Source organism: Streptomyces sp. NPDC023481, assembly GCF_055560195.1.
In genome coordinates this window covers 66,329-88,510 of the sequence record NZ_JBVHJE010000014.1, presented here as the reverse complement: position 1 = coordinate 88,510, position 22,182 = coordinate 66,329, and the positions used below count along the sequence as shown (strand labels likewise).

General features: G+C 71.1%; 17 protein-coding genes. 5 read left to right on the top strand and 12 right to left on the bottom strand.

The features are described 5' to 3' along the window. Positions 1-89: 89 nt before the first annotated feature. The 10 genes from ACZ3ZD_RS25540 to uvrC all read right to left on the bottom strand — a co-directional run bounded on the left by ACZ3ZD_RS25540 (position 90) and on the right by uvrC (position 12,922). Positions 90-425 (bottom strand): RNA polymerase-binding protein RbpA, encoded by a 336-nt coding sequence (locus ACZ3ZD_RS25540; RefSeq protein ID WP_003976875.1) that lies wholly within the window; start codon positions 423-425, stop codon positions 90-92. A 204-nt stretch (positions 426-629) separates the two neighbouring features. Continuing rightward, complete coding sequence (gene secG, locus ACZ3ZD_RS25535; protein ID WP_358639936.1) at positions 630-866, bottom strand: preprotein translocase subunit SecG; 237 nt, start codon at positions 864-866, stop codon at positions 630-632. Between the two features lie 108 nt (positions 867-974). Continuing rightward, complete coding sequence (gene tpiA / locus ACZ3ZD_RS25530; RefSeq protein WP_467401583.1) at positions 975-1,751, bottom strand: triose-phosphate isomerase; 777 nt, start codon at positions 1,749-1,751, stop codon at positions 975-977. A 6-nt stretch (positions 1,752-1,757) separates the two neighbouring features. Beyond that, positions 1,758-2,969, bottom strand: a complete 1,212-nt coding sequence (locus ACZ3ZD_RS25525) for a phosphoglycerate kinase (RefSeq protein WP_467401582.1) — start codon at positions 2,967-2,969, stop codon at positions 1,758-1,760. A 134-nt stretch (positions 2,970-3,103) separates the two neighbouring features. Beyond that, positions 3,104-4,111: a type I glyceraldehyde-3-phosphate dehydrogenase gene (gap, locus tag ACZ3ZD_RS25520; RefSeq protein WP_353756370.1), complete on the bottom strand. Its 1,008-nt coding sequence runs from the start codon at positions 4,109-4,111 to the stop codon at positions 3,104-3,106. A 310-nt stretch (positions 4,112-4,421) separates the two neighbouring features. Further along, the gene (locus ACZ3ZD_RS25515) at positions 4,422-7,376 is read right to left on the bottom strand and encodes a M14 family metallopeptidase (protein ID WP_467401578.1); all 2,955 of its coding nucleotides are present in this window, start codon (positions 7,374-7,376) and stop codon (positions 4,422-4,424) included. Positions 7,377-7,528: 152 nt separating this feature from the next. Next, positions 7,529-8,518 (bottom strand): DNA-binding protein WhiA, encoded by a 990-nt coding sequence (whiA, locus tag ACZ3ZD_RS25510; protein ID WP_467401575.1) that lies wholly within the window; start codon positions 8,516-8,518, stop codon positions 7,529-7,531. Next, on the bottom strand, positions 8,509-9,576 hold the full coding sequence (locus ACZ3ZD_RS25505; RefSeq protein WP_467401573.1) for a gluconeogenesis factor YvcK family protein: 1,068 nt from the start codon (positions 9,574-9,576) through the stop codon (positions 8,509-8,511). Before ACZ3ZD_RS25505 ends, whiA begins: the two co-directional genes overlap by 10 nt. Beyond that, positions 9,573-10,616, bottom strand: a complete 1,044-nt coding sequence (gene rapZ, locus ACZ3ZD_RS25500; RefSeq protein ID WP_467401570.1) for an RNase adapter RapZ — start codon at positions 10,614-10,616, stop codon at positions 9,573-9,575. Before rapZ ends, ACZ3ZD_RS25505 begins: the two co-directional genes overlap by 4 nt. Further along, complete coding sequence (uvrC, locus tag ACZ3ZD_RS25495) at positions 10,613-12,922, bottom strand: excinuclease ABC subunit UvrC (RefSeq protein ID WP_467401568.1); 2,310 nt, start codon at positions 12,920-12,922, stop codon at positions 10,613-10,615. The genes rapZ and uvrC overlap by 4 nt, the downstream gene beginning before the upstream one ends. A gap of 435 nt (positions 12,923-13,357) precedes the next feature. Here uvrC and ACZ3ZD_RS25490 point away from each other — a divergent pair, with 435 nt between their 5' ends. Then, a complete protein-coding gene (locus ACZ3ZD_RS25490) occupies positions 13,358-14,305 on the top strand; it encodes a hypothetical protein (protein WP_467401565.1) in 948 nt (315 codons plus the stop codon). 21 nt (positions 14,306-14,326) lie between these two features. Here the strand turns inward: ACZ3ZD_RS25490 and ACZ3ZD_RS25485 are convergent, their stop codons facing one another. Then, positions 14,327-14,755 (bottom strand): Rieske (2Fe-2S) protein, encoded by a 429-nt coding sequence (locus tag ACZ3ZD_RS25485; protein ID WP_467401563.1) that lies wholly within the window; start codon positions 14,753-14,755, stop codon positions 14,327-14,329. Between the two features lie 320 nt (positions 14,756-15,075). Between ACZ3ZD_RS25485 and ACZ3ZD_RS25480 the strand changes: the two genes are divergently transcribed. After that, entirely contained in the window at positions 15,076-16,203 is a 1,128-nt protein-coding gene (locus tag ACZ3ZD_RS25480; RefSeq protein ID WP_467401560.1) for a LacI family DNA-binding transcriptional regulator, read from the top strand. Beyond that, positions 16,200-17,120 carry a carbohydrate kinase family protein gene (locus ACZ3ZD_RS25475; RefSeq protein WP_467401557.1) on the top strand — a complete coding sequence of 307 codons (921 nt, stop codon included), beginning with the start codon at positions 16,200-16,202 and terminating at the stop codon, positions 17,118-17,120. Before ACZ3ZD_RS25480 ends, ACZ3ZD_RS25475 begins: the two co-directional genes overlap by 4 nt. Before the next feature lie 169 nt (positions 17,121-17,289). On the opposite strand, the gene uvrA is transcribed toward ACZ3ZD_RS25475, so the two are convergent. Next, positions 17,290-20,337 (bottom strand): excinuclease ABC subunit UvrA, encoded by a 3,048-nt coding sequence (gene uvrA, locus ACZ3ZD_RS25470; RefSeq protein ID WP_467401555.1) that lies wholly within the window; start codon positions 20,335-20,337, stop codon positions 17,290-17,292. 224 nt (positions 20,338-20,561) lie between these two features. On the opposite strand from uvrA, the gene ACZ3ZD_RS25465 reads away from it, so the two are divergent. Both ACZ3ZD_RS25465 and ACZ3ZD_RS25460 read left to right on the top strand, forming a co-directional pair. Beyond that, entirely contained in the window at positions 20,562-21,248 is a 687-nt protein-coding gene (locus ACZ3ZD_RS25465; RefSeq protein ID WP_467401552.1) for a maleylpyruvate isomerase family mycothiol-dependent enzyme, read from the top strand. Positions 21,249-21,352: 104 nt separating this feature from the next. After that, positions 21,353-22,009: an MBL fold metallo-hydrolase gene (locus ACZ3ZD_RS25460; protein ID WP_467401550.1), complete on the top strand. Its 657-nt coding sequence runs from the start codon at positions 21,353-21,355 to the stop codon at positions 22,007-22,009. Positions 22,010-22,182: the final 173 nt, after the last annotated feature.

The following is a 22,182-nucleotide window of genomic DNA, read 5'->3' as shown; positions in this document are numbered from 1 at the left end:
CCGTAGAGGAGACCACTGACAATCGGTCGGCACCGCCGGGCGGATACGGCTCCGGCCGGACGCCCACGGGGGCCCGGCCGGTGAAAGTCCTAGATCTCGCCGCGCAGTTTGGCGAGCGCCTCGGCAAGGATCGCCTCGCCGTCCGCGTCGCTGCGCCGCTCCCGCACGTACGCGAGGTGCGTCTTGTACGGCTCGGTACGCGGCGGGTCCGGCGGGTTGTCCCGGTCCTGGCCGGCCGGGAAGCCGCAGCGCGGGCAGTCCCAGGTCTCGGGAACCTGCGCGTCGCTGGCGAAGCTGGGCTGCGTCTCGTGCCCGTTGGAGCACCAGAAGGAGATGCGCAGACGCGGCGCGGACTCGCCGCGCTCGGCCTCGCCCATCGGCCCCGCCCCGACCCGGCTACCTCGGATCGCGTTGCCACTTGCCACGGTCGTAACTCCCTGCGTGATGGTGCCGCGAAGCGAGTCGGCGTTTCGCTTCGCTGCGAGCGCCTCAGTCTACGTAAGGCCCAACGCGCGTCCAGTGATTGGAGTTACCGGCCCCCCATATCCAGACGCAAGCCCCATGATAGGCCGCGCTCGGGGGCGCGTACCCAACATGGGGCTTTACGAGCGGAATGTGCTGTTCGGTTGTCAGCTGGTCGTCTTCATCAGCATGCCGAGGACGATGATGCACGCGAACCACAGCAGGCCGACCACGATGGTGATCCGGTCGAGGTTGCGCTCGGCGACCGAGGAGCCGCCGACGGAGGACTGCATGCCGCCGCCGAACATGTCGGAGAGGCCGCCGCCCTTCCCCTTGTGCATCAGCACCAGCAGCATCAGCAGCAGGCTGAAGATGATCAGGGCGATCGAGAACCCCAAAACCACGGCTGGACCAACTTCCTCGGATTCGGATGGACGACGGGGGCACAGCACCTCGGCTGTGCCCCCGCAAGGGTACGACGTATCGCGGCTACCGCCTACTCACAACCGGGATCACTGGTCGCGGAAGCGCACGATCTTGACGAACTCGTCGGCGTCCAGCGAGGCACCGCCGACCAGGGCGCCGTCGATGTCGGCCTTGGCCATGATCTCGGCGACGTTGCCGGACTTCACGGAGCCGCCGTACTGGATGCGGACCTTGTCGGCCACGTCCTGCGAGTACAGCTCTGCGAGCTTGGCGCGGATCGCGGCGCAGACCTCCTGCGCGTCGTCGGCGCCGCAGACCTGGCCGGTGCCGATGGCCCACACGGGCTCGTAGGCGATCACGACGGTCTCGGCCTGCTCGGCCGGCAGGTCCTTCAGACCGCCCTCCAGCTGGGCGAGGGTGTGGGCGACGTGGTTGCCGGCCTGGCGGACGTCCAGCTCCTCGCCGACGCACAGGATCGGGGTCAGGCCGTGCCGGTAGGCCGCCTTGACCTTGGCGTTGACGGTCTCGTCGGTCTCCTGGTGGTACTGGCGGCGCTCGGAGTGGCCGATGACCACGTAGGTGCACTTGAGCTTGGTCAGCATCGGGCCGGAGATCTCACCCGTGTAGGCGCCGGAGTCGTGCGGGGAGATGTCCTGGGCGCCGTACCTGATCTTGAGCTTGTCGCCGTCGACCAGGGTCTGCACCGAGCGCAGGTCGGTGAAGGGGGGCAGGACGGCGACCTCGACGGCCTCGTAGTCCTTGTCGGCCAGGGCGAAGGCGAGCTTCTGGACGTGTGCGATGGCCTCGAGGTGGTTGAGGTTCATCTTCCAGTTGCCCGCCATCAGCGGCGTGCGGGTCGTCATGCGGGGTCAGTCCTCCAGTGCGGCGAGGCCGGGGAGCGTCTTGCCCTCGAGGTATTCGAGGGAGGCGCCGCCACCGGTCGAGATGTGGCCGAAGGCGTTCTCGTCGAAGCCGAGCGTACGCACGGCAGCGGCGGAGTCACCACCGCCGACGACGCTGAAGCCGGACGAGTCGACGAGCGCCTGGGCGACCGCCTTGGTGCCCTCGGCGTAGTCGGGGTGCTCGAAGACGCCCATGGGACCGTTCCAGAAGACGGTCGCGGCGTCGGCGAGCTTCGAGGCGTACAGCTCTCGGGTCTTCGGGCCGATGTCCAGGCCCTCCTGGTCGGCGGGGATGCTGTCCGCGTCGACCACGGTGTTCTCGGTGGGCGCCTTGGTCTTCAGGTCCGGGAACTCCCGGGAGACCACGACGTCGACGGGGAGCACCAGCTCCACGCCCTGCTTCTCGGCGCGCTCCAGGTACTCGGTGACGGCGGGGACCTGGTCCTCCTGCAGGAGGGAGATGCCGACCTCGTAGCCCTTGGCCTTGAGGAAGGTGTAGGCCATGCCGCCGCCGATGAGCAGCCGGTCGGCCTTGCCGAGCAGCTGGTCGATGACGGCGAGCTTGTCGGAGACCTTGGCGCCGCCGAGCGCGACGACGTAGGGGCGCTTGACGTCCTCGGTGAGCTTCTTCAGGACGCCGACCTCGGTGGCGATCAGGGAGCCGGCGTAGTGCGGCAGCCGGGCCGGGAGGTCGTACACGGACGCGTGCTTGCGGTGCACCGCGCCGAAGCCGTCGCCGACGTAGACGTCGGCGAGGGCGGCCAGCCGGTCGGCGAACTCGCCGCGCTCGGTGTCGTCCTTGGCGGTCTCGCCGGGGTTGAAGCGCAGGTTCTCGATGACCGCGACCTGGCCGGGCTGGAGGCCGTCGACGGCGTCGTGGGCGGCCGGGCCGACGGTGTCCTCGGCGAAGGCGACCGGCGCGCCGAGGAGTTCACCGAGACGCTCGGCGGCGGGCAGCAGCGAGAAGGCGGGGTCGGGGGCGCCCTTGGGGCGGCCCAGGTGCGAGGCGACGATCACCTTGGCGCCGGCGTCGGCGAGGGCCTTGATGGTCGGCAGGACGGCGCGGATGCGGCCGTCGTCGGTGATCGTCCCGTCGGCCAGCGGCACGTTGAGGTCGGCGCGGACGAAGACCCGCTTGCCGCTCACGCCGTCGGCGAGAAGTTCGTCGATCGTCTTCATTGAGTGGACTCCTACAGGAGGGCTCGTGGTGCACCTGATCGTAAAAGGACGTGGTCAGTACGTGAGAGCAGGGCCCGGGCAGCGCGGCGGTGCGCTGCACGGGCCCTGCTCTCACTTCGGGGTCCTGCTGGCGATCAGAGCTGGTTGCCGACGAAGACCGTGAGGTCGACGAGGCGGTTGGAGTAGCCCCACTCGTTGTCGTACCAGCCGATGACCTTCACGTTCTTGCCCTCCTGGACCATGGTCAGGGAGGAGTCGAAGGTGCAGGAGGCCGGGGCGTTGACGATGTCCGAGGAGACGATCGGGTCCTCGGTGTAGTCGAGGAGGCCCTTCAGCTCGCCCTCGGCGGCCTTCTGGAAGGCGGCGTTGACCTCTTCCTTGGTGACCTCGCGGCCCAGCTCCACGACCAGGTCGGTGACGGAGCCGGTCGGGACCGGGACGCGCATGGCGATGCCGTCCAGCTTGCCCTTCAGCTGCGGCAGGACCAGGGCGGTGGCCTTGGCGGCACCGGTGGTGGTCGGGATGATGTTCTCGGCGGCGGCACGGGCGCGGCGCAGGTCCTTGTGCGGGAAGTCCAGGATGCGCTGGTCGTTCGTGTACGCGTGCACCGTGGTCATCAGACCCTTGACGATGCCGAAGTTCTCGTCGAGGACCTTCGCCATCGGCGCCACGCAGTTGGTGGTGCAGGAGGCGTTGGAGATGACGTGGTGGTTCGCCGGGTCGTACTTGTCCTGGTTGACGCCCATCACGATGGTGATGTCCTCGTCCTTGGCCGGAGCCGAGATGAGGACCTTCTTGGCGCCGCCGGCGATGTGCTTCGCGGCGTCTTCCTTCTTGGTGAAGATGCCGGTGGACTCGATGACGATGTCGACACCCAGCTCCCCCCAGGGGATGTCCGCCGGGTTGCGCTCGGACAGCACCTTGATGGTGTGGCCGTCGACCGTGATGGTGTCGGCGGTGTGGGTGACCTCCTGCTTGAGGCGGCCCAGGATGGTGTCGTACTTGAGCAGGTGGGCGGTGGTCGCGGTGTCACCCAGGTCGTTGACCGCCACGACCTCGATGTCCGCCCCCTGCTCCAGCAGCGCGCGGAAGTAGTTACGCCCGATGCGGCCGAAGCCGTTGATGCCTACGCGGATCGTCACGAACCGATCTCCTCGTTGGTACGCCGGCCATGCGGTGCCGGCGAGCTCTGTTTGGGATGTCCCCGACCACCACCGACCCTACCTCTCTGAGGGCCCCGAGGTGACATCGAGATGTCCCATACACGGGCAGGCGGTCCGTACCCGCCAGTAGGGGTACGGACCGCCTCGGATCGGCAGCGGTTTCATCCGTATTCCTTACGGAATGCGGGGCACTTCTGACGGTTCCTTCACTCGTTCGTGAGCGGGTCGGCTCAGTTGATGAGTACCCCGTCCGCGCACCGTTGAGAGGGGGTTCCGCTCACCTGTCGGGTCACCTGTCGAGCGCGTGGTACGCCTTCCGCAGCAGAGCCGCCCGGTCGGCCGCGGACGGCACCTGTTCCAGGCCGAAACCGAGCAGCACGGTGTCGTCCGTGGTGACCGCTCCATAGGTCTGGAACAGGGTTCCGGTGCGCGTCCAGTCCTTGAGCACCGCCGGGCTGCCGGCGGGCGGGCCGGCCGCCCTCCAGGCGCCCAGGGACGACTCGAAGCCCTCGGTCTCCCGCGCCGCGCCGCCCACGACCAGCGAGGCGTCGTCGGCGAGGACACCGTGGCCGCCGGTGCCGGGGTCGGTGATGTAGCTGATCGAGACCTCGACGGACCGGCCGGCGTACGCGCTCAGGTCGAAGCTCACCTGCTGCCAGCCGGCGGAGCTCCCGGTGAGGCTGTGCCAGGAGCCGGTGGTGCCGGTGGCGGTGCAGGTGTTGCCCGAGAGCGTCAGGTAGTGCTTCAGCCAGGGGTGCTCGCCGATCAGGAACCCGGCCCCGCAGTCCACCGGCACGGCCGTCCCCGTGGCCCCTCCGGCCTCCGGCAGGGTCGTCCAGTCGTCGGCGCCCACGGTGTGCGCCTCGACCACCGCGTGGTCGTAGCCGGGCTCGGTGTCCCACAGCAGGCGGGTGGTCAGGGCCGGCTTGTCGGCCGCGGTCACACCGGTGAGGTCGATGGTGCGCATGAGGCGCTTGTAGGCGTCGTCGGTGTGCACGGCGGCCGCCATGCCGGAGCCCGCGTACGGCCCGTACGGGTTGACGGTCCCGGCGAAGGTGCCCGCGCCCGCGCTCCGGAACTGCGGGTACCGGGCGACCGGCAGCTCGTCGGAGGTGACGCCGTAGGTACCGGCCTTGTCGAGCGGGTTGCCGGGCGCGTCGCCGAGGGCGCCGGTGAAGCCGCCGAGCGCACCGGAGCCGGTGAATCCGGTGGCCCCCTTGGTCGACGTACGGCTGTAGGCGCCCAGGTAGTACTGGCTGAAGTCGTCCGAGAGGGTGCCGTCGCCCAGGTCGACGCTGCCGCCGGCCAGTTCGCCGGCCTCGATCAGCCTGCCGCCCTCGTTGAGGTAGGCGCGCAGCTGGAGCTGGGTGGCGTTGGCGGGGCCGTTCGCACCGGAGTAGTGCACGACCGTCCGGAAGTGCTTCAGCACGCCGAGTGCGTCCGGGGCGCCCTGCGTGGCCACGTCCCAGACGAGGGCCCGGTGCCCCGCGGCCTTCAGCGCGTCCACGTACGTCTGCGCCCGTGTGGCGGCCGTGCCCTCCTCGGCGACCACGAGGGTGTCGGCCCGCGGCCGCTCGGCGACGGTGTAGGTGAAGCGGGTGCTGGAGACCTTCTTCCCCTTCCCGGTCTCGCCGGTGAACCACACCTGGACCCTGTCGCCGGGCCTCCCGCCCTTCACTGTGGCGCGGTACTCGTCGAAGTACAGGTTGTCCCCGCCGCCGTAGGTCTGACCGCCCTTCCAGGGCTTCAGTGCCCGGTCGTGCGTACGGCCGCCGTTGACGCGGTACTTCACCTGCTTGTGCCGGACCGCCTTGCGGATGACGGCGGAGACCTCCTGGCCGGTGCCCCGCGAGTACGACGTCGGGAACGCGGCCGGGGTGAAGTCGGCGGCGCTCAGCCCGACCGAGGAGGCCGGCCTGTCGGGGTGTACGGCGGTCTCGGCGACGGAGAGCGCGAACGGGACGTTTTTGGCGAACTCCTGCTGGATCAGCTTCTCGTCGTCGGGGAAGTTGAAGACCGACTGGCAGTCCTGGCTCTTCCAGGCGTCGTCCGGATCGGCGTCCGACGCGGTCTGGCAGGTCGACATCTCCGGGGTGAACATCGCCATCCCGTTGACGTTCGACGCGTGGCCGTCCGCCTCGCCGTTGGTGGTGTACAGCTCCGAGGAGACCTGCGGGTGGTAGCCGGGGACGGCGGAGTGGCCGGGGGTGCCGGCCAGCGCCTTGTAGAGGACGTCGTCGGGGGTGGGGGTGGCCACCTGCCAGCCGACGCCGTACAGGAGCAGTTCGGCCGCGGAGTGGTAGTTGACGGCGTACCGGAAGCCGACGCGTTTCTCGAAGCCGTCCAGCGCCCTGGTCTCCGGCTCGGACCCGGGGCTCGCGCCGCGGTAGGTCTCGCTGGTGGGGTTGGGGGACGAACCCTCGTCGTCGTAACCCCACTTGTAGGGGAAGTTGCGGTTCAGGTCGACGCCGTCACCGGTGCCGATGACCCCGTCGCCGTTGACGTCCCGCAGGTTCTTGCGCCACAGGCGGGTGCCGGCGTCCTTGAAGGTGTAGTCGTAGCCGTCCGGGTTGGCCGAGAGGACGAACCACAGCTCCGTCGAGTCGACGATCTTCTTGATCCGCTTGTCGGTCCGGTAGTGGTCCAGGTAGTAGTGCATCAGCCGCCGGGTCATCTCGGGCGTGATCCACTCGCGCGCGTGCTGGTTGGACAGGTACAGCACCGAGGGCTTGGAGCCGTCCCTCGACTTCTTCGCGTCGCTGGTCAGTTTGAGCGCGAGGATGTCCTGGCCCCTGACGGTCCTGCCGATGGACTCGACCTTGGTGAGGCCGGGATGGGCCTGGGCGGTCCGCAGGATCTCCTGCTTGAGCCCGCCGCTGCCGCTGTACGGGCGGAACACGTGCTGCGCGGCGCCCTCGACCCGGGCCTCCGTCCGCGCCGACAGGGTGTGCTCGGTGAGGGTGACGCCCTGCTTGCGCAGCCGGGCGGCCTGCTGGTCGGTGAGGTAGACCTCCACCCAGGTCCTGCCGCCCGGAGCGGCCTGCTCACCGAGTTCGTGGGCGTCCTGGCCGGCCTTGAGCAGCAGGGGTACCTGCTGCCGGGTGACCTCGGCGCGGAAGACCTTGACCTGGTCCGACCCGGAGGGTGCCGGGCGCGCGCTGTGTGCCTGGGCTGTGGGTGCGAGGCTCGCTCCGCCGATCAGAAGCGCGCCGACAGCGAGGATCGATCTCGCTCTGTGTCTCATGAACCCCCCTAGCGGTGGTCCGCCACAGCGGCGAACAAGGTGCCAGGCTCATGTCACTTCATGATCGAGTCAAGAGCGCCTCACGGACACGGAAACGCCGGTGCCGACCACCCGATCGGGGGACGGCACCGGCGAGTTGACGCTCCGTCGGATCAGCCGGCCAGGTTCTCCGCGAGCTCCTCGGAGAGGTTCGCCTCGGTGCTCGGGATGCCCAGGTCGGCGGCCCGCTTGTCGGCCATCGCCAGCAGCCGGCGGATACGGCCCGCGACCGCGTCCTTGGTCAGCGGCGGGTCGGCGAGCGCGCCCAGCTCCTCCAGGGAGGCCTGCTTGTGCTCCATGCGCAGCCGGCCGGCGGCCGCGAGGTGCTCGGGAACCTCGTCGCCCAGGATCTCCAGGGCGCGCTGCACCCGGGCCCCGGCGGCCACGGCGGCACGGGCCGAGCGGCGCAGGTTGGCGTCGTCGAAGTTGGCGAGCCGGTTGGCCGTGGCCCGCACCTCGCGGCGCATCCGGCGCTCCTCCCAGGCCAGCACCGACTCGTGGGCACCCAGCCGGGTGAGCAGGGCGCCGATCGCGTCGCCGTCACGGACGACCACCCGGTCCACCCCGCGCACCTCGCGGGCCTTCGCGGCGATCGACAGTCTGCGGGCGGCCCCGACCAGCGCGAGCGCCGCCTCCGGGCCAGGGCAGGTCACCTCCAGGGAGGAGGAACGGCCCGGCTCGGTGAGCGAGCCGTGCGCCAGGAAGGCCCCGCGCCAGGCCGCCTCCGCGTCACAGGTGGCCCCCGAGACCACCTGCGGGGGCAGCCCGCGGATCGGCCGGCCCCGCCCGTCGACCAGGCCCGTCTGCCGGGCCAGCTGGTCACCGCCCGCGACGACCCGGACGACGTACCGCGAGCCGCGGCGCAGCCCGCCGGGCGCCATCACGATCAGCTCGGAGCTGTGCCCGAAGATCTCCAGGATGTCCCGTTTGAGCCGGCGCGCCGCCATCGCGGTGTCCAGCTCCGCCTCGATCACGATGCGTCCGCTCACCAGGTGGAGGCCGCCGGCGAACCGCAGGATGGCGGAGACCTCCGCCTTCCTGCAGCAGGTCCGGGTGACGGGGAGCCGGGAGATCTCATCCTTCACCGCTGCCGTCATCGCCATGGGCCGATCCTTCCATGCATCCGAAAAATACGGTCGTACGCGGCGGCCAACAGCTCCGGGTCGTGCCGGGGGGAACCGTCGGGCCTGGCCACCGGCGCCAGCTCCACCGCGGCTCCCAGCCGCTTGGCGGCCTCGGTGAGCAAGTCGCGGTCGGGCACGGCGGCCTCGTCGGCCAGCACCACGTCCAGGGCGAGTTTAGGGGCGTGTCGCCCCAAAACCTCCAAATGACGCTGCGGGGAGAAGCCCTCGGTTTCTCCCGGCTGCGGCGCCAGGTTGAGGGAGAGCACACGGCGTGCCTTGGTCTCGGTGAGGGCGTCCAGCAGCTCTGGCACCAGCAGGTGCGGGATGACCGAGGAGAACCAGGAGCCGGGACCGAGCACCACCCAGTCCGCGTCCAGCACCGCGGCCACCGCCTCGGGGACGGCGGGCGGGTCGTGCGGCACGAGATGCACCGACTGCACCTCGCCGGGCGTCAGGGCCACGGTCGCCTGCCCGCGCACCGTGTCCACGTCCTCGGGACGCTCCGGGTCGTGCCCCTTGACCAGGGCCTGCAGCTCCAGCGGTACGGCCGACATGGGCAGCACCCGCCCGTGCGCGCCAAGCAGCTTGCCGACCAGGTCCAGGGCCTGCACATGGTCGCCGAGCTGCTCCCACAGGGCGACGATCAGCAGGTTGCCGACCGCGTGGTCGTGCAGGTCGCCGTGGGAGGCGAAGCGGTGCTGGATGACCCGGGCCCAGGTCTGGCCCCAGTCGTCGTCGCCGCACAGCGCGGCCAGCGCCTTGCGCAGGTCGCCGGGCGGCAGCACGCCCAGCTCGTCGCGCAGGCGCCCGCTGGAGCCGCCGTCGTCGGCGACGGTGACGACGGCGGTGAGGTCACCGGTGATCCGGCGCAGCGCGGCGAGCGACGCGGACAGGCCCATGCCGCCGCCGAGCGCGACCACCTTGGGCTGGGTGCCGCGGCGGCGGGGCCGGCCCCCGCGGGCCTCGGCCGGGCGGCCGGCGCGCGCGTCGGGCACCATCCGGCGCAGCCTGCCCAGCCGCGGTGTACGTCCCGTCATTCCCGTCCCATGTCCCGGTGCACGACCACCGTCTCCACGCCCTCGGCCGCGAGGCGCGCGGCGAGCTTCTCCGACATCGCGACCGAGCGGTGCTTGCCGCCGGTACAGCCGATGGCGATGGTCACGTAGCGCTTGCCCTCGCGCCGGTAGCCGGCCGCGATGAGCCGCAGCAGCTCGGCGTACCGGTCGAGGAACTCCTTCGCGCCGGGCTGGTTGAAGACATAGGCGGCGACCTCCTCGTTGAGGCCGGTGTAGGGGCGCAGCTCCGGGACCCAGTGCGGGTTGGGCAGGAACCGCATGTCGGCGACCAGATCGGCGTCGACCGGCAGGCCGTACTTGAAGCCGAACGACATCACGGTGGCCCGCAGCTCGGGCTCCTCCTCGCCGGCGAACTGGGCGTCCATCTTGGCGCGCAGCTCGTGCACGTTGAGGCTGGACGTGTCGATCACCAGGTCGGCGTCGCCGCGCAGCTCGCGCAGCAGTTCCCGCTCGGCGGCGATGCCGTCCACGATGCGCCCGTCGCCCTGGAGCGGGTGCGGGCGGCGGACCGACTCGAAGCGGCGGACCAGGGCCTCGTCGGAGGACTCCAGGAAGACGATCCGCCGGGTGACGCCCCGGGTGTCGAGGTCGGCGAGGGACTCGCGCAGATTGTCGAAGAAGCGCCGGCCACGGACGTCGACGACGACCGCGATCCGCGCCACGTTGCCCTGCGAGCGGGCGCCCAGCTCCACCATCGTGGGGATGAGGGCGGGCGGCAGGTTGTCCACGACGAACCAGCCGAGGTCCTCCAGACACTTGGCGGCCGTGGACCGGCCGGCCCCGGACATGCCGGAGATGATCACCAGCTCGGGGATGGCCGCCTCGGGGGCCCCGGCTGTCTCGCTGCCCGTACTCACCTGTGCTCCGTTGTCCTGGCCCGTCGGCCGGCCGGCGTCCTGCCGGCTGGTGTCCTGGCCGGTGTCGTGCCGGACGACGTCGTCGCCCGTGGCGCCGTGCGCCTGATCTCGTTGTGTCGTGGGCTGTGCGTCGTGCTCGGTCATGTCTCCTGCCCCCGTCGTTCGTCCGGGGAGCCCGCGGTCACGGGCTCCCCCGAGGAACCCCCCGTCGTGTCGGGTTCCTCGTCCTCAATGATCTCTCCGGTCGCCGTGTTCACGGCGGGTGCGGCCGGGGCCGCCTGGGCCAGGGCCACGGCGATGGTCTCGGCCGTCTTCCGGCCTATCCCGGGCACTTCCTGGATCTGCTCGATTGTGGCGGACCGCAGCTTCTTCACCGAGCCGAAATGCTTGATGAGCGCCTGTTTGCGGGTCTCGCCGAGGCCGGGGACATCGTCCAGCGGGCCCGCGCGGAACCGCTTGGCGCGCTTGGTGCGCTGGTAGGTGATCGCGAACCGGTGGGCCTCGTCGCGGACGCGCTGGAGCAGGTAGAGGCCCTCGCTGGTGCGGGGCAGGACCACCGGGTCGTCCTCGCCGGGCACCCAGACCTCCTCCAGGCGCTTGGCGAGACCGCAGACGGCGATGTCGTCGATACCCAGCTCGTCCAGGGCCCGCCGGGCCGCCGCCACCTGCGGCTGACCACCGTCGACCACCACCAGCTGGGGCGGATAGGCGAACTTCCTGGGCCGACCGTCGTCGTCCTTGAGGGAGTCGGTGATGTCCTCCTCCGCACCGGCGAGCAGGGCATCGCCGACGGGGAGGGGGGCCGGGGCACCGTGGCCGTCCGGGGAGGGGGCCGCCGGTTCCGGGCCGGCGGGAAGGGGGGCTCCGGTGCCGGTGGCGCCGGTGGCGGGGGCCGTCGGGACGGGCGCCTGGGTTGCGGTGCCACCGGTGGCGGGGACGGCGGCGGCGGGGACGGCGGCGGAGATGCCGTCCATGCCGGAGGCAGCGGCGGAGGTGCCGTCGATGCCGGTGCCGTCGGCGGAGGCGCCGTCGGCCCACTCCCCCGTCCGCTCCTTCTCGGCGAGGTAGCGCCGGAAGCGGCGGGTGATCACCTCGTGCATGGAGCGGACGTCGTCCTGGCCGGCGAAGCCCTTGATCTGGAAGCGGCGGTACTCGCTCTTGCGCTGCAGCCCGTCCTCGAAGACGACCATGGAAGCCACCACGTCGTCGCCCTGGAGGTGCGAGATGTCGTAGCACTCGATGCGCAGCGGGGCGCTGTCCAGGTCGAGGGCCTCGGCGATCTCCTCCAGGGCGCGCGAGCGCGTGGTCAGGTCGGAGGCGCGCTTGGTCTTGTGCAGCGCCAAGGCCTGCAGGGCGTTGCGCTGCACGGTCTCCATGAGCGCCTTCTTGTCGCCGCGCTGCGGGATGCGCAGCGACACGTTCGCCCCGCGGCGGCCGGTCAGCCACTCCTGGACCGGCTCGACCGGCTCGGGCAGCGCCGGGACCAGCACCTCCTTGGGAACCGCGTCCCCGCTCTCCTCGCCGTACAGCTGCTGCAGCGCGTGCTCGACCAGCGCCCCGGTGGTGACCTCCTCGACCTTGTCGGTCACCCAGCCGCGCTGACCGCGCACCCGGCCACCGCGCACGTGGAAGATCTGCACAGCCGCCTCCAGCTCGTCCTCGGCGACGGCGATGAGGTCGGCGTCGGTCGCGTCGGCGAGCACGACCGCGTTCTTCTCCATGGCCTTCTTCAGGGCCTCGATGTCGTCGCGCAGACGGGCCGCCCGCTCGTACTCCATCTCCTCGGCCGCCTCCATCATCTGCTTCTCCAGACGGCGGAGGTAGGTGCCCGTGCGGCCGGCCATGAAGTCGCAGAACTCCTCGGCCAGCTCCCTGTGCTCCTCGGGTGTGATCCGCCCGACGCAGGGCGCGGAGCACTTGCCGATGTAGCCGAGCAGACAGGGGCGACCGGTGCGGGCGGCGTTCTTGAAGACGCCCGCCGAGCAGGTGCGCACCGGGAACACCCGCAGCAGCAGGTCCACGGTGTCCCGGATGGCCCACGCGTGCGCGTACGGCCCGAAGTAGCGCACGCCCTTCTTCTTGTGACCGCGCATCACCTGCACGCGCGGGAACTGCTCACCCATCGTGACCGCGAGGTACGGGTAGCTCTTGTCGTCGCGGTACTTGACGTTGAACCGGGGGTCGTACTCCTTGATCCAGGAGTACTCCAGCTGCAGCGCCTCCACCTCGGTGGACACCACGGTCCACTCCACGGACGCGGCGGTGGTCACCATAGTCCGGGTGCGCGGGTGCAGGTTCGCCAGATCCTGGAAGTAGTTCGCCAGGCGCTGGCGCAGGCTTTTCGCCTTTCCGACGTAGATCACCCGGCGGTGCTCGTCGCGGAACCTGTACACCCCGGGAGAGTCCGGGATGTCTCCCGGCCTGGGGCGGTAGCTGGAGGGGTCTGCCATATCTCACACCCTACTAACGAGCACCGACAGCGCGTCGGGCCTGTGGACAACGCCCGCCCCGCACGGCCCCGCGCGCTGCCCCGGGGCGCGGGCGCCGGCCGCGGATCGTGAGCTGGGGCCCTGTCCTGGGCGGACCGCGCTTCCGTCTCCGTCCCCCGGCGAGGTCCTTGATCAGGCGCGGCGGCGGCCCGCACTGGGCCCCTCCCTCGTCCGGGGCACGGCGGGGTCCGGCCAGTCGTCCGGAACGGCCGGCCCGAGGTGTTGTCGGGTTCTGGTCAACACGCTTCAATGCGGGGGAACTCGGGGCCGTGCACACATGCGTACGGGCGCGGCGTGCCCGGCCACGGGCGTCCGCAGTGTCCACCGGGGTGGCCCCGCACACCCGCACAGGCGGTCTGACCAGCCGTAGCGACACCTCACAGAAAGGCCCTCGGCATGCGGCATGCCACAGAGCACGCGGACGTCCCCACCGCGGAACTGGACACGGCCCTGCGCGGCGGCCCCTTCCACGTGGCACTGCGCGCCGCGATCGCCGCACGGGGCCTGCCGCTCCAGCGCGTCCAGCACCATCTGTCGCGCCACGGGGTCAAGGTGGGCGTCACCAGCCTGAGTTACTGGCAACAGGGTGCCCGCCGCCCGCAGCGTCCCGAGTCGCTGCGGGCCGTACGGGCGCTGGAGGAGATCCTCCGGCTTCCGGAGGAGTCCCTGATCCGCCTGCTCGCCGAGCCCGACGAGCCCACGCCGGCCGGCCGCCCGGCGGGCCGCTCCTACCGCTCCCTGGTCGAGGCCTCCGATGTCGTGAACCGGCTCACCGTCGACCTCGGCCGGCCCCTGGACGGCGGACTGCACACCCTGGGCCGGCACGAGTGCGTCCGGATCGGTGCCCGGCGCGAGCTGGCGAGCCGCGAAGCCCATCACATCGTCCGCGCCCACCGCGACGGCGTCGACCGCTTCCTCGCCGTCCACCACGGCGACCCCGGCTGCGACCCGCGTCGCATCGGCGTGCACGCGCTCGAGAACTGCCGCACCGGTCGCCTCCACTGGGACCAGGACACCGGGGTCCTGGTGGCCGAGCTGCTCTTCGGCACCCGGCTGGGTTCCGGCGACACCTTCCTCTTCCGGTACGGCATCGAGGACGGAACGGCCGGCCCCTCCCGCGAGTATCTCCAGCGGTTCGACTGCCCCGGTGGCCAGTACGCGCTCCAGGTGCGCTTCGACACGGCCGCCCTTCCGGTGCGCTGCCACCGCTTCACCCAGCACTCGGCGGCGGCCCCGCGCAACGGCCGGCGGCAACTGGCCGTGACCGACCCGCACCACTCGGCCCACGTGGTCGAGCCGCGGATCCGGCCCGGCATCGTGGGGATCGCCTGGGACTGGGAGTGAGCGGCGGCTGCGCTCTTCGGTTCAGTTCGCCGGACCGGCGACGATCCTGCCGTTCACGGCCTTCACCGACAGCTCGTTCAGGGGCTCGGTGGCCGGTGCCTGGACCACCTTGCCCGTCACGGCATCGAACTCGCTGCCGTGGCAGGGGCAGATCAGGGTGGTTCCCTGCAGTTTGTTGATGGGGCACCCCGCGTGCGTGCAGACCGTGCTGTACGCCTTCAGCGTGCCGTCGCCGTCGCGGCTGACGACCACGTTGTGATCCCGGTAGAGCTTGGCCGCGCCCTTGGCGACCTCGCTCTCGGCACCGAGGTCGACCGGCGCGGTCGGGGTGGCCGCGGCCGCACCACTCCCGCCGGGCGCCGAACACGCGGCCAGGCCGAGCCCGGCGACCGGGGCCACGGCGGCCCCTCGTAGGACGGTACGACGACTCGCGGAGGAACGGGGGGGCATCTGGTACTCCACTGTTCAAGGGGCGTGCAGGGCGACGATACCCGGACAGAGGGGTCGGGCCGGCGGTGGGGGTGAGTGGACTCGGGAGGGCGTAAACGCTTGCGTAAGCGTTTACGCGGGGCGAGTGCATGGGATAGCGTCCCGGCCGGAAGACCGGAAGCCGGCACAACGCGGGCCGCGGGCCGCGGGCCGCATCCGCAGGCGTAGACCGCAGACCTCAGACCGCAGACCGCAGACCGCAGACCGCAGACCGCAGACCGCAGACCGCAGACCGCAGACCGCAGACGACCGAGGCATGCCCCCTCGGGGAAGGGAGCGCCATGGCCACCATGGCGGATGTCGCCCGGAGTGCCGGGGTCTCCGTGGCGACCGTCTCCCATGTCCTCAACGGCACCCGGCCGGTGCTTCCCCAAACCCGCCAGGCCGTGCTCGACGCCGTCGACGCCCTGGGCTACACCCCCAACACCCTGGCCCGCTCCCTGGTGACCTCGCGCACCCGCTCCATCGGCCTCGCGGTGTCCGCCATCAGCAACCCGTACTTCACCGAGATCCTGCAAGGCGTCGAGGCCGCTGCCCTGGAGGCCGGCTACAGCCTGCTCATCGCCGATCCGCACGACGACCCCCGGCACGAGCGCAAGGTCGTCCAGCTCCTCCATGAGCGCCGGGTGGACGGCATGATCGTCGCCCCGTCCGCGGACCCCGGTGACCTCGTCGGCTACCTGCGCCGGCACGCGGTACCGACGGTCTTCCTGGACCGGCTGGTCGACGCGAGCGTGCCGGAGGGTGCTCCAGCGGACGACGGCGGGGGTGCCGCGCCCGGCCTCGGCGCGCCGGGTTTCGACCAGGTCTGTGCCGAGAGTGCCGCGCCGACGGCCCTGCTCGTCACCCACCTCGCCGGACTCGGGCACCGCCGGATCGCTCTGATCGCCGGCCTGCCCGGGCTCAGCACGACCAGTGAACGTGTCACCGGCTACCAGGAGGGCCTCGCCGCCGCCGGTCTGCCGTACGACGAGCGGCTCCTCGTCTCCGGCAACTCCGAGTCCATCGGTGCCGAGCAGGCCACAGCCGCCCTGCTCGACCTGCCCGACCCACCCACGGCCCTCGTCACCGCCAACAACGCGATGACCCTCGGCGCCCTGCGCGCGCTGCGCCGGCACGGCCGGTCCGTGCCGGACGACGTCGCCCTGTGCTGCTTCGACGACTTCGCCTGGGCCGACCTGTTCTCGCCCCGGCTGACGGCCATCGCCCAGCCCAGCCGGGAGCTGGGCGCCCGGGCCGTCCGGGTGCTCCTGGACCGGCTGGCCGAGCCGCGGCGTCCGGCCCGCACGCTCCGGCTGCCGTGCACGTTCGTCCACCGCACGTCCTGCGGCTGCCCGGAGGAGCGGGGCTCCGGAGCGGACGGGCACACCGCGTCATCCCCGCTGTCCGAGAAGGGAACCACCACGTGATCGTCGTCGCCGGTGAGGCACTGATCGACCTGGTACCGCAGGGCCCCGGTGCCCTCGCGGGCCTGAAGCCGGCGCTCGGCGGCGGCCCGTACAACACCGCCGTGGCCCTCGGCCGGCTCGGTTCCCCCACCGCCTTCTGCTCCCGGACGTCGGACGACGCCTTCGGTGAGGCCCTGCTCGACGGGCTGCGGCGGGCCGGCGTCGACGTGTCCGGCGTGCAGCGGGGGCCGGAGCCGACGACCCTCGCCGTCGCCACGATCGACGCCGCCGGCTCGGCCGCCTACTCCTTCTATGTGGACGGCACCGCCGACCGTCTGTTCACCGTCCCCGCCTCGCTCCCCGCCGGTACGCGCGCGGTGTCCTTCGGTACCTGCTCACTCGCCCTGGAACCGGGGGCGAGCGCGTACGAGGAGTTGATGCGCACCGCTGCCGGGCAGGGGCTGTTCACCGCGCTGGATCCCAACATCCGGGCGGGGCTGATCCCGGACGCGGACGCCTACCGGGCGCGTTTCAGGAGCTGGCTGCCCTCGGTGACGCTGCTGAAGCTGTCCGCGGAGGACGCGGCATGGCTTGGCGGCGGCCCGCGCGAGTGGCTGTCCGCGGGACCGGCGGCCGTGGTGGTCACGCGGGGCGGCGACGGCCTGACCGTCTTCACCCGGGACGGCGGGGAGCTTTCCGTACCGGGTGAGAAGGTCGATGTCGTGGACACCATCGGCGCCGGTGACACGGTGAACGCGGCCCTGCTGCACGGACTGGCCGTCCGGGACGCGCTGTCCCCGCAAGCGCTGGCCGCCCTTGGGACGGGGGGCTGGACACGGCTGCTGCGCTTCGCTGCACGGGCGGCGGCGATCACCTGCTCGCGGGCGGGTGCCGAGCCGCCGTACGCGGCGGAGCTGGGCGAGCCGACCGCTCTGTGAGCGGCTGATCTCCCTGTGCTGTTGACAAGGTACGGCCGGGCCTGCGGGGTGCGGGACCTGTCGGACCGCTGGACCGGTCTGGCTGATAGGGGAACGAACGGCGCCCCGCGGGGAGTTCCCGCGGGGCGCCGGTTTTCTGATCCGCCGTCAGGCGTCTTCCGAGGCGATGTCAGGAGGCCTTACGGGCCCGGGTCGCCTTCTTCGTGGCCGTCGTCTTCTTCGTGGCCGTCGCCTTCTTCGTGGCCGTGGCGGCCTTCTTGGTCGGCGTGTTGTTGGCCTTGGCCGTCACCGTCTTCCGCGCCGACGACTTGGCCGCGGCCGTCTTCCGGGCCGTACCACCACGCTGTGCCGGGACCGGCTCGGCGTCGCTGATGCGGTCAGCGCCGAGGATCTCGCGCAGGAACTTGCCCGTGTGGCTGGCCGGAACCCCGGCGACCTCCTCCGGCGTGCCCTCGGCGACCACCAGGCCGCCGCCGGCACCGCCCTCGGGGCCCATGTCCACGATCCAGTCGGCGGTCTTGATCACGTCGAGGTTGTGCTCGATGACGATGACCGTGTTGCCCTTGTCGACGAGCCCGCCGAGGACCTTGAGCAGCTTGCTGATGTCCTCGAAGTGCAGACCGGTGGTCGGCTCGTCCAGGACGTAGACCGTGCGTCCGGTGGACCGCTTCTGCAGTTCGCTGGCGAGCTTGACGCGCTGCGCCTCACCGCCGGAGAGAGTGGTGGCGGACTGGCCGAGGCGGACGTAGCCGAGGCCGACGTCGTGCAGCGTCCTCAGGTGGCGGGAGATCGCCGGTACCGCCTCGAAGAAGTGCATGGCCTCCTCGATCGGCATGTTCAGGACCTCGGCGATGGACTTGCCCTTGTAGTGCACCTCCAGCGTTTCCCGGTTGTACCGGGCGCCGTGGCAGACCTCGCACGGGACGTAGACGTCCGGGAGGAAGTTCATCTCGATCTTGATCGTGCCGTCGCCCGCGCAGTTCTCGCAGCGGCCGCCCTTGACGTTGAAGGAGAAGCGGCCGGGCAGGTAGCCCCGGACCTTCGCCTCGGTGGTCTCGGCGAACAGCTTGCGGATGTGGTCGAAGACACCGGTGTAGGTGGCCGGGTTGGACCGCGGGGTGCGGCCGATCGGCGACTGGTCCACGTGCACGACCTTGTCGACCAGGTCGTCGCCGTCCACGCGCGTGTGCCGTCCGGGGACGGTCCGGGCGCCGTTCAGCTCGCGGGCCAGGTGCGTGTACAGGATGTCGTTTACCAGGGTTGACTTACCAGAGCCGGAGACACCGGTGACGGCCGTGAACACGCCCAGTGGGAAGGACACGTCGATGTCCTGCAGGTTGTTCTCCCGGGCGCCGTGCACGGTGAGCTGCCGGGACCGGTCACGGGGGCGGCGCACGTCCGGGAGCGGGATCGCCTTGCGGCCGGCGAGATAGGCGCCGGTCTGCGACTCGGTGTTGGCCAGCAGCTCCTTCAGCGAGCCGCTGTGCACCACCTTGCCGCCGTGCTCGCCGGCGCCGGGGCCGATGTCCACGATCCAGTCGGCGACCTTGATGGTGTCCTCGTCATGCTCCACAACGATGAGCGTGTTGCCCATGTCGCGCAGCCGTACCAGGGTCTCGATCAGACGGTGGTTGTCCCGCTGGTGCAGACCGATGGACGGCTCGTCCAGGACGTACAGGACGCCGACGAGGCCGGAGCCGATCTGGGTGGCCAGCCGGATGCGCTGGGCCTCGCCGCCGGAGAGGGTGCCCGCCGCGCGGTTGAGCGAGAGGTAGTCCAGGCCGACGTCGACCAGGAAGCGCAGCCGCTCGTTGACCTCCTTCAGGACCCGCTCGGCGATCTTCTTGTCGCGGGCGCTGAGCTTGAGTTCGCCCAGGAAGTCCGCGCAGTCGCTGATCGACATCGCGGCGACCTCGGCGATCGACTTCTCCATGATCGTGACCGCGAGGACGATCGGCTTCAGGCGCGTGCCCTCGCAGGAGGGGCAGGGCACCTCGCGCATGTAGCCCTCGAAGCGCTCGCGGCTGGCGTCGCTCTCCGCCTCGCTGTGCCGGCGCTTGACGAAGGGCACCGCGCCCTCGAACGGGGTGGTGTAGACGCGCTCCCGGCCGTACCGGTTGCGGTAGCGCACCTCGATCTGGGTCTTGTGGCCGTGGAGCAGGGCCTTCCTGGCGCGCTGCGGCAGCCCCGCGAAGGGGATGTCCGTGCGGAAGCCGAGGGCGTCGGCGAGTGCCCCGATCAGGCGGCTGAAGTAGTCCTTGGTGTGCCCGTGCGACCAGGGGTGGATGGCGCCCTCGTCCAGGGACTTGTCCTCGTCCGGGACGATCAGTTCCGGGTCGACCTCCATGCGCGTGCCGATGCCGGTGCACTCGGGGCAGGCGCCGAAGGGCGAGTTGAAGGAGAAGGAGCGCGGCTCCAGCTCCTCGAAGGACAGGTCGTCGTACGGGCAGTACAGGTGCTCCGAGTACATGCGCTCGCGCTCGGGGTCGTCCTCGGGGAGGTCGACGAAGTCGAGCACGACCATGCCGCCGGACAGGCCGAGGGCGGTCTCCACGGAGTCGGTGAGGCGGCGCTTGGCGGAGTCCTTCACCGTGAGGCGGTCCACGACCACCTCGATGGTGTGCTTCTCCTGCTTCTTCAGGACCGGCGGTTCGGACAGCTGGACGGTCTGGCCGTCCACGCGCGCGCGGGAGTAGCCCTTGGTCTGGAGGTCGGCGAAGAGGTCGACGAACTCGCCCTTGCGCTCGCGCACGAGCGGGGACAGCACCTGGAAGCGGCTCCCCTCCGGCAGCTCCAGGACCTTGTCCACGATGGCCTGCGGCGACTGGCGCGAGATCGGACGGCCGCACTCGGGGCAGTGCGGCTTGCCGATGCGCGCGAAGAGCAGACGCAGGTAGTCGTAGACCTCGGTGATCGTGCCGACCGTCGAGCGCGGGTTGCGCGAGGTCGACTTCTGGTCGATGGAGACCGCCGGGGAGAGGCCCTCGATGAAGTCGACGTCGGGCTTGTCCATCTGGCCGAGGAACTGCCGTGCGTACGAGGAGAGCGACTCCACGTAGCGCCGCTGGCCCTCCGCGAAGATCGTGTCGAAGGCCAGGGAGGACTTGCCCGACCCGGACAGGCCCGTGAAGACGATGAGCGAGTCGCGAGGCAGGTCGAGCGAGACATTCTTGAGGTTGTGCTCGCGCGCGCCACGGACGATGAGACGGTCGGCCACGCCGGTCCGCACCTTTCTTGAGAGAAGTGACAGGGGCGGGGCCCCCGTGCTTCTTCAGACTAGGGGGAGCCACTGACAACGCCGGTCGGATTGCCCGGTTGCATAACAACTCCCGGCCTTCCAGCATGCCCGACGCCGCCTTCGACCATATAGCACGTGCATTCGATTAGCGGTCGAGGTCCAGCACCTTCACCCGAAGGTGTGACCGGGCTAGGGTCAGCGGCATGACTGATCACGCTCATGACCTGGCCCGTGTACGGGAAGCGACCGAACGGCTGCTCACCGCGGTCGCGAAACTGGACAACGCCACTCTGGCCGAGCCGTCACGGCTCCCGGGCTGGAGCCGCGGACACGTCCTCGCCCACCTCGCCCGGAACGCGGACGCGCTCGTGAACGCCCTCCAGGGTCGTCCCATGTACGCCAGCGCCGAGGCGCGGGACGCCGACATCGAGCAGGGCGCGCCGCGGCCCGTGGAGATGCAGGCCGCCGACCTCCGGGAGAGCGCGGCCCGCTTCCAGGCGACCGGGGACGAGCCGGCGGACTGGACGCGCATCCTGGAGCTGCGCAACGGGGTCACCGACTCCGCGTCCCGGCTGCCGTTCCGCCGGTGGGCGGAGGTGGAGCTGCACCACGTCGACCTGGGGATCGGGTACGAGCTGGAGGATCTTCCGGCCGAGTTCCTGGAGCGGGAGACCGACTTCCTCGCGGACCGGTTCTCCGGGCACCCCGACGTGCCGGCGACCCGCCTCACGGACGGCACGCGCGCGTGGAGCACGGGGCGTGCGGCGGACGAGCCCGAGATCACGGTCACCGGCCGGCCGGCGGACCTGCTGGGCTGGCTCGCCGGGCGCCGCGACGGGACGGCGCTCGAGGTGCAGGGCGGCGCCCTGCCGAAGCTGCCTCCGCTGTAGCCGGAGCAGTCCTCGCCGCCGCCTCGCGGGCAGCGCGACGACCCGTCCGCGGGGCCCGTGCGGACGGCCGTCCACCGGGGCCTTCCCGCTATAGGCTGGCGGTCATGACGTACTCCGGAGAGGTCAGGGTCGGCGGACCGGCGGATGTGCACGAGCTGAAAGACCTGATGATCACCAAGATCGCGGTCGGCCCGATGGACAACAACGCCTATCTGCTGCGCTGCCGGGCCACCGACGAGCAGCTCCTGATCGACGCCGCCAACGAGGCGGAGACGCTCCTCGGCATGATCGGTGACGACGGCATCGCCTCCGTCGTCACCACGCATCAGCACGGCGACCACTGGCAGGCGCTCGCCGAGGTCGTCGCGGCCACGCGCGCGCGTACGTACGCCGGCCGCGAGGACGCCCCCGGCATCCCGGTGCCGACGGACGTCCTCGTGGACGACGGCGACGTCATCAGGGTGGGCCGCGTGGAGCTCACCGCGCGGCACCTGGTCGGGCACACCCCCGGGTCGATCGCGCTGGTCTACGACGACCCGCACGGCCACCCGCACGTCTTCACCGGCGACTGCCTGTTCCCGGGCGGTGTCGGCAACACACGCAAGGATCCGAAGGCGTTCGCCAGTCTGATCCACGACGTGGAGACGAAGATCTTCGACGTGCTCCCGGACGAGACGTGGATCTACCCGGGACACGGCGACGACACCACGCTGGGCGCGGAACGGCCGCATCTGCCGGAGTGGCACGCGCGCGGGTGGTGAGCGGGCGGCTGTCCCCTCGGGAGCATCCCCGGGCGCCAAGAGGGTCCTAGCCGGTCGCTCACAGGGACGTCGCGCATGCGCCGGGCGTACTCCTCGCGCGCACTCCCGGCGTGCACGACCCCTGCGCGCGCCCCGTGTGAACCTTTCGCACGCGCCGGGCCCCTGTGCGCGCT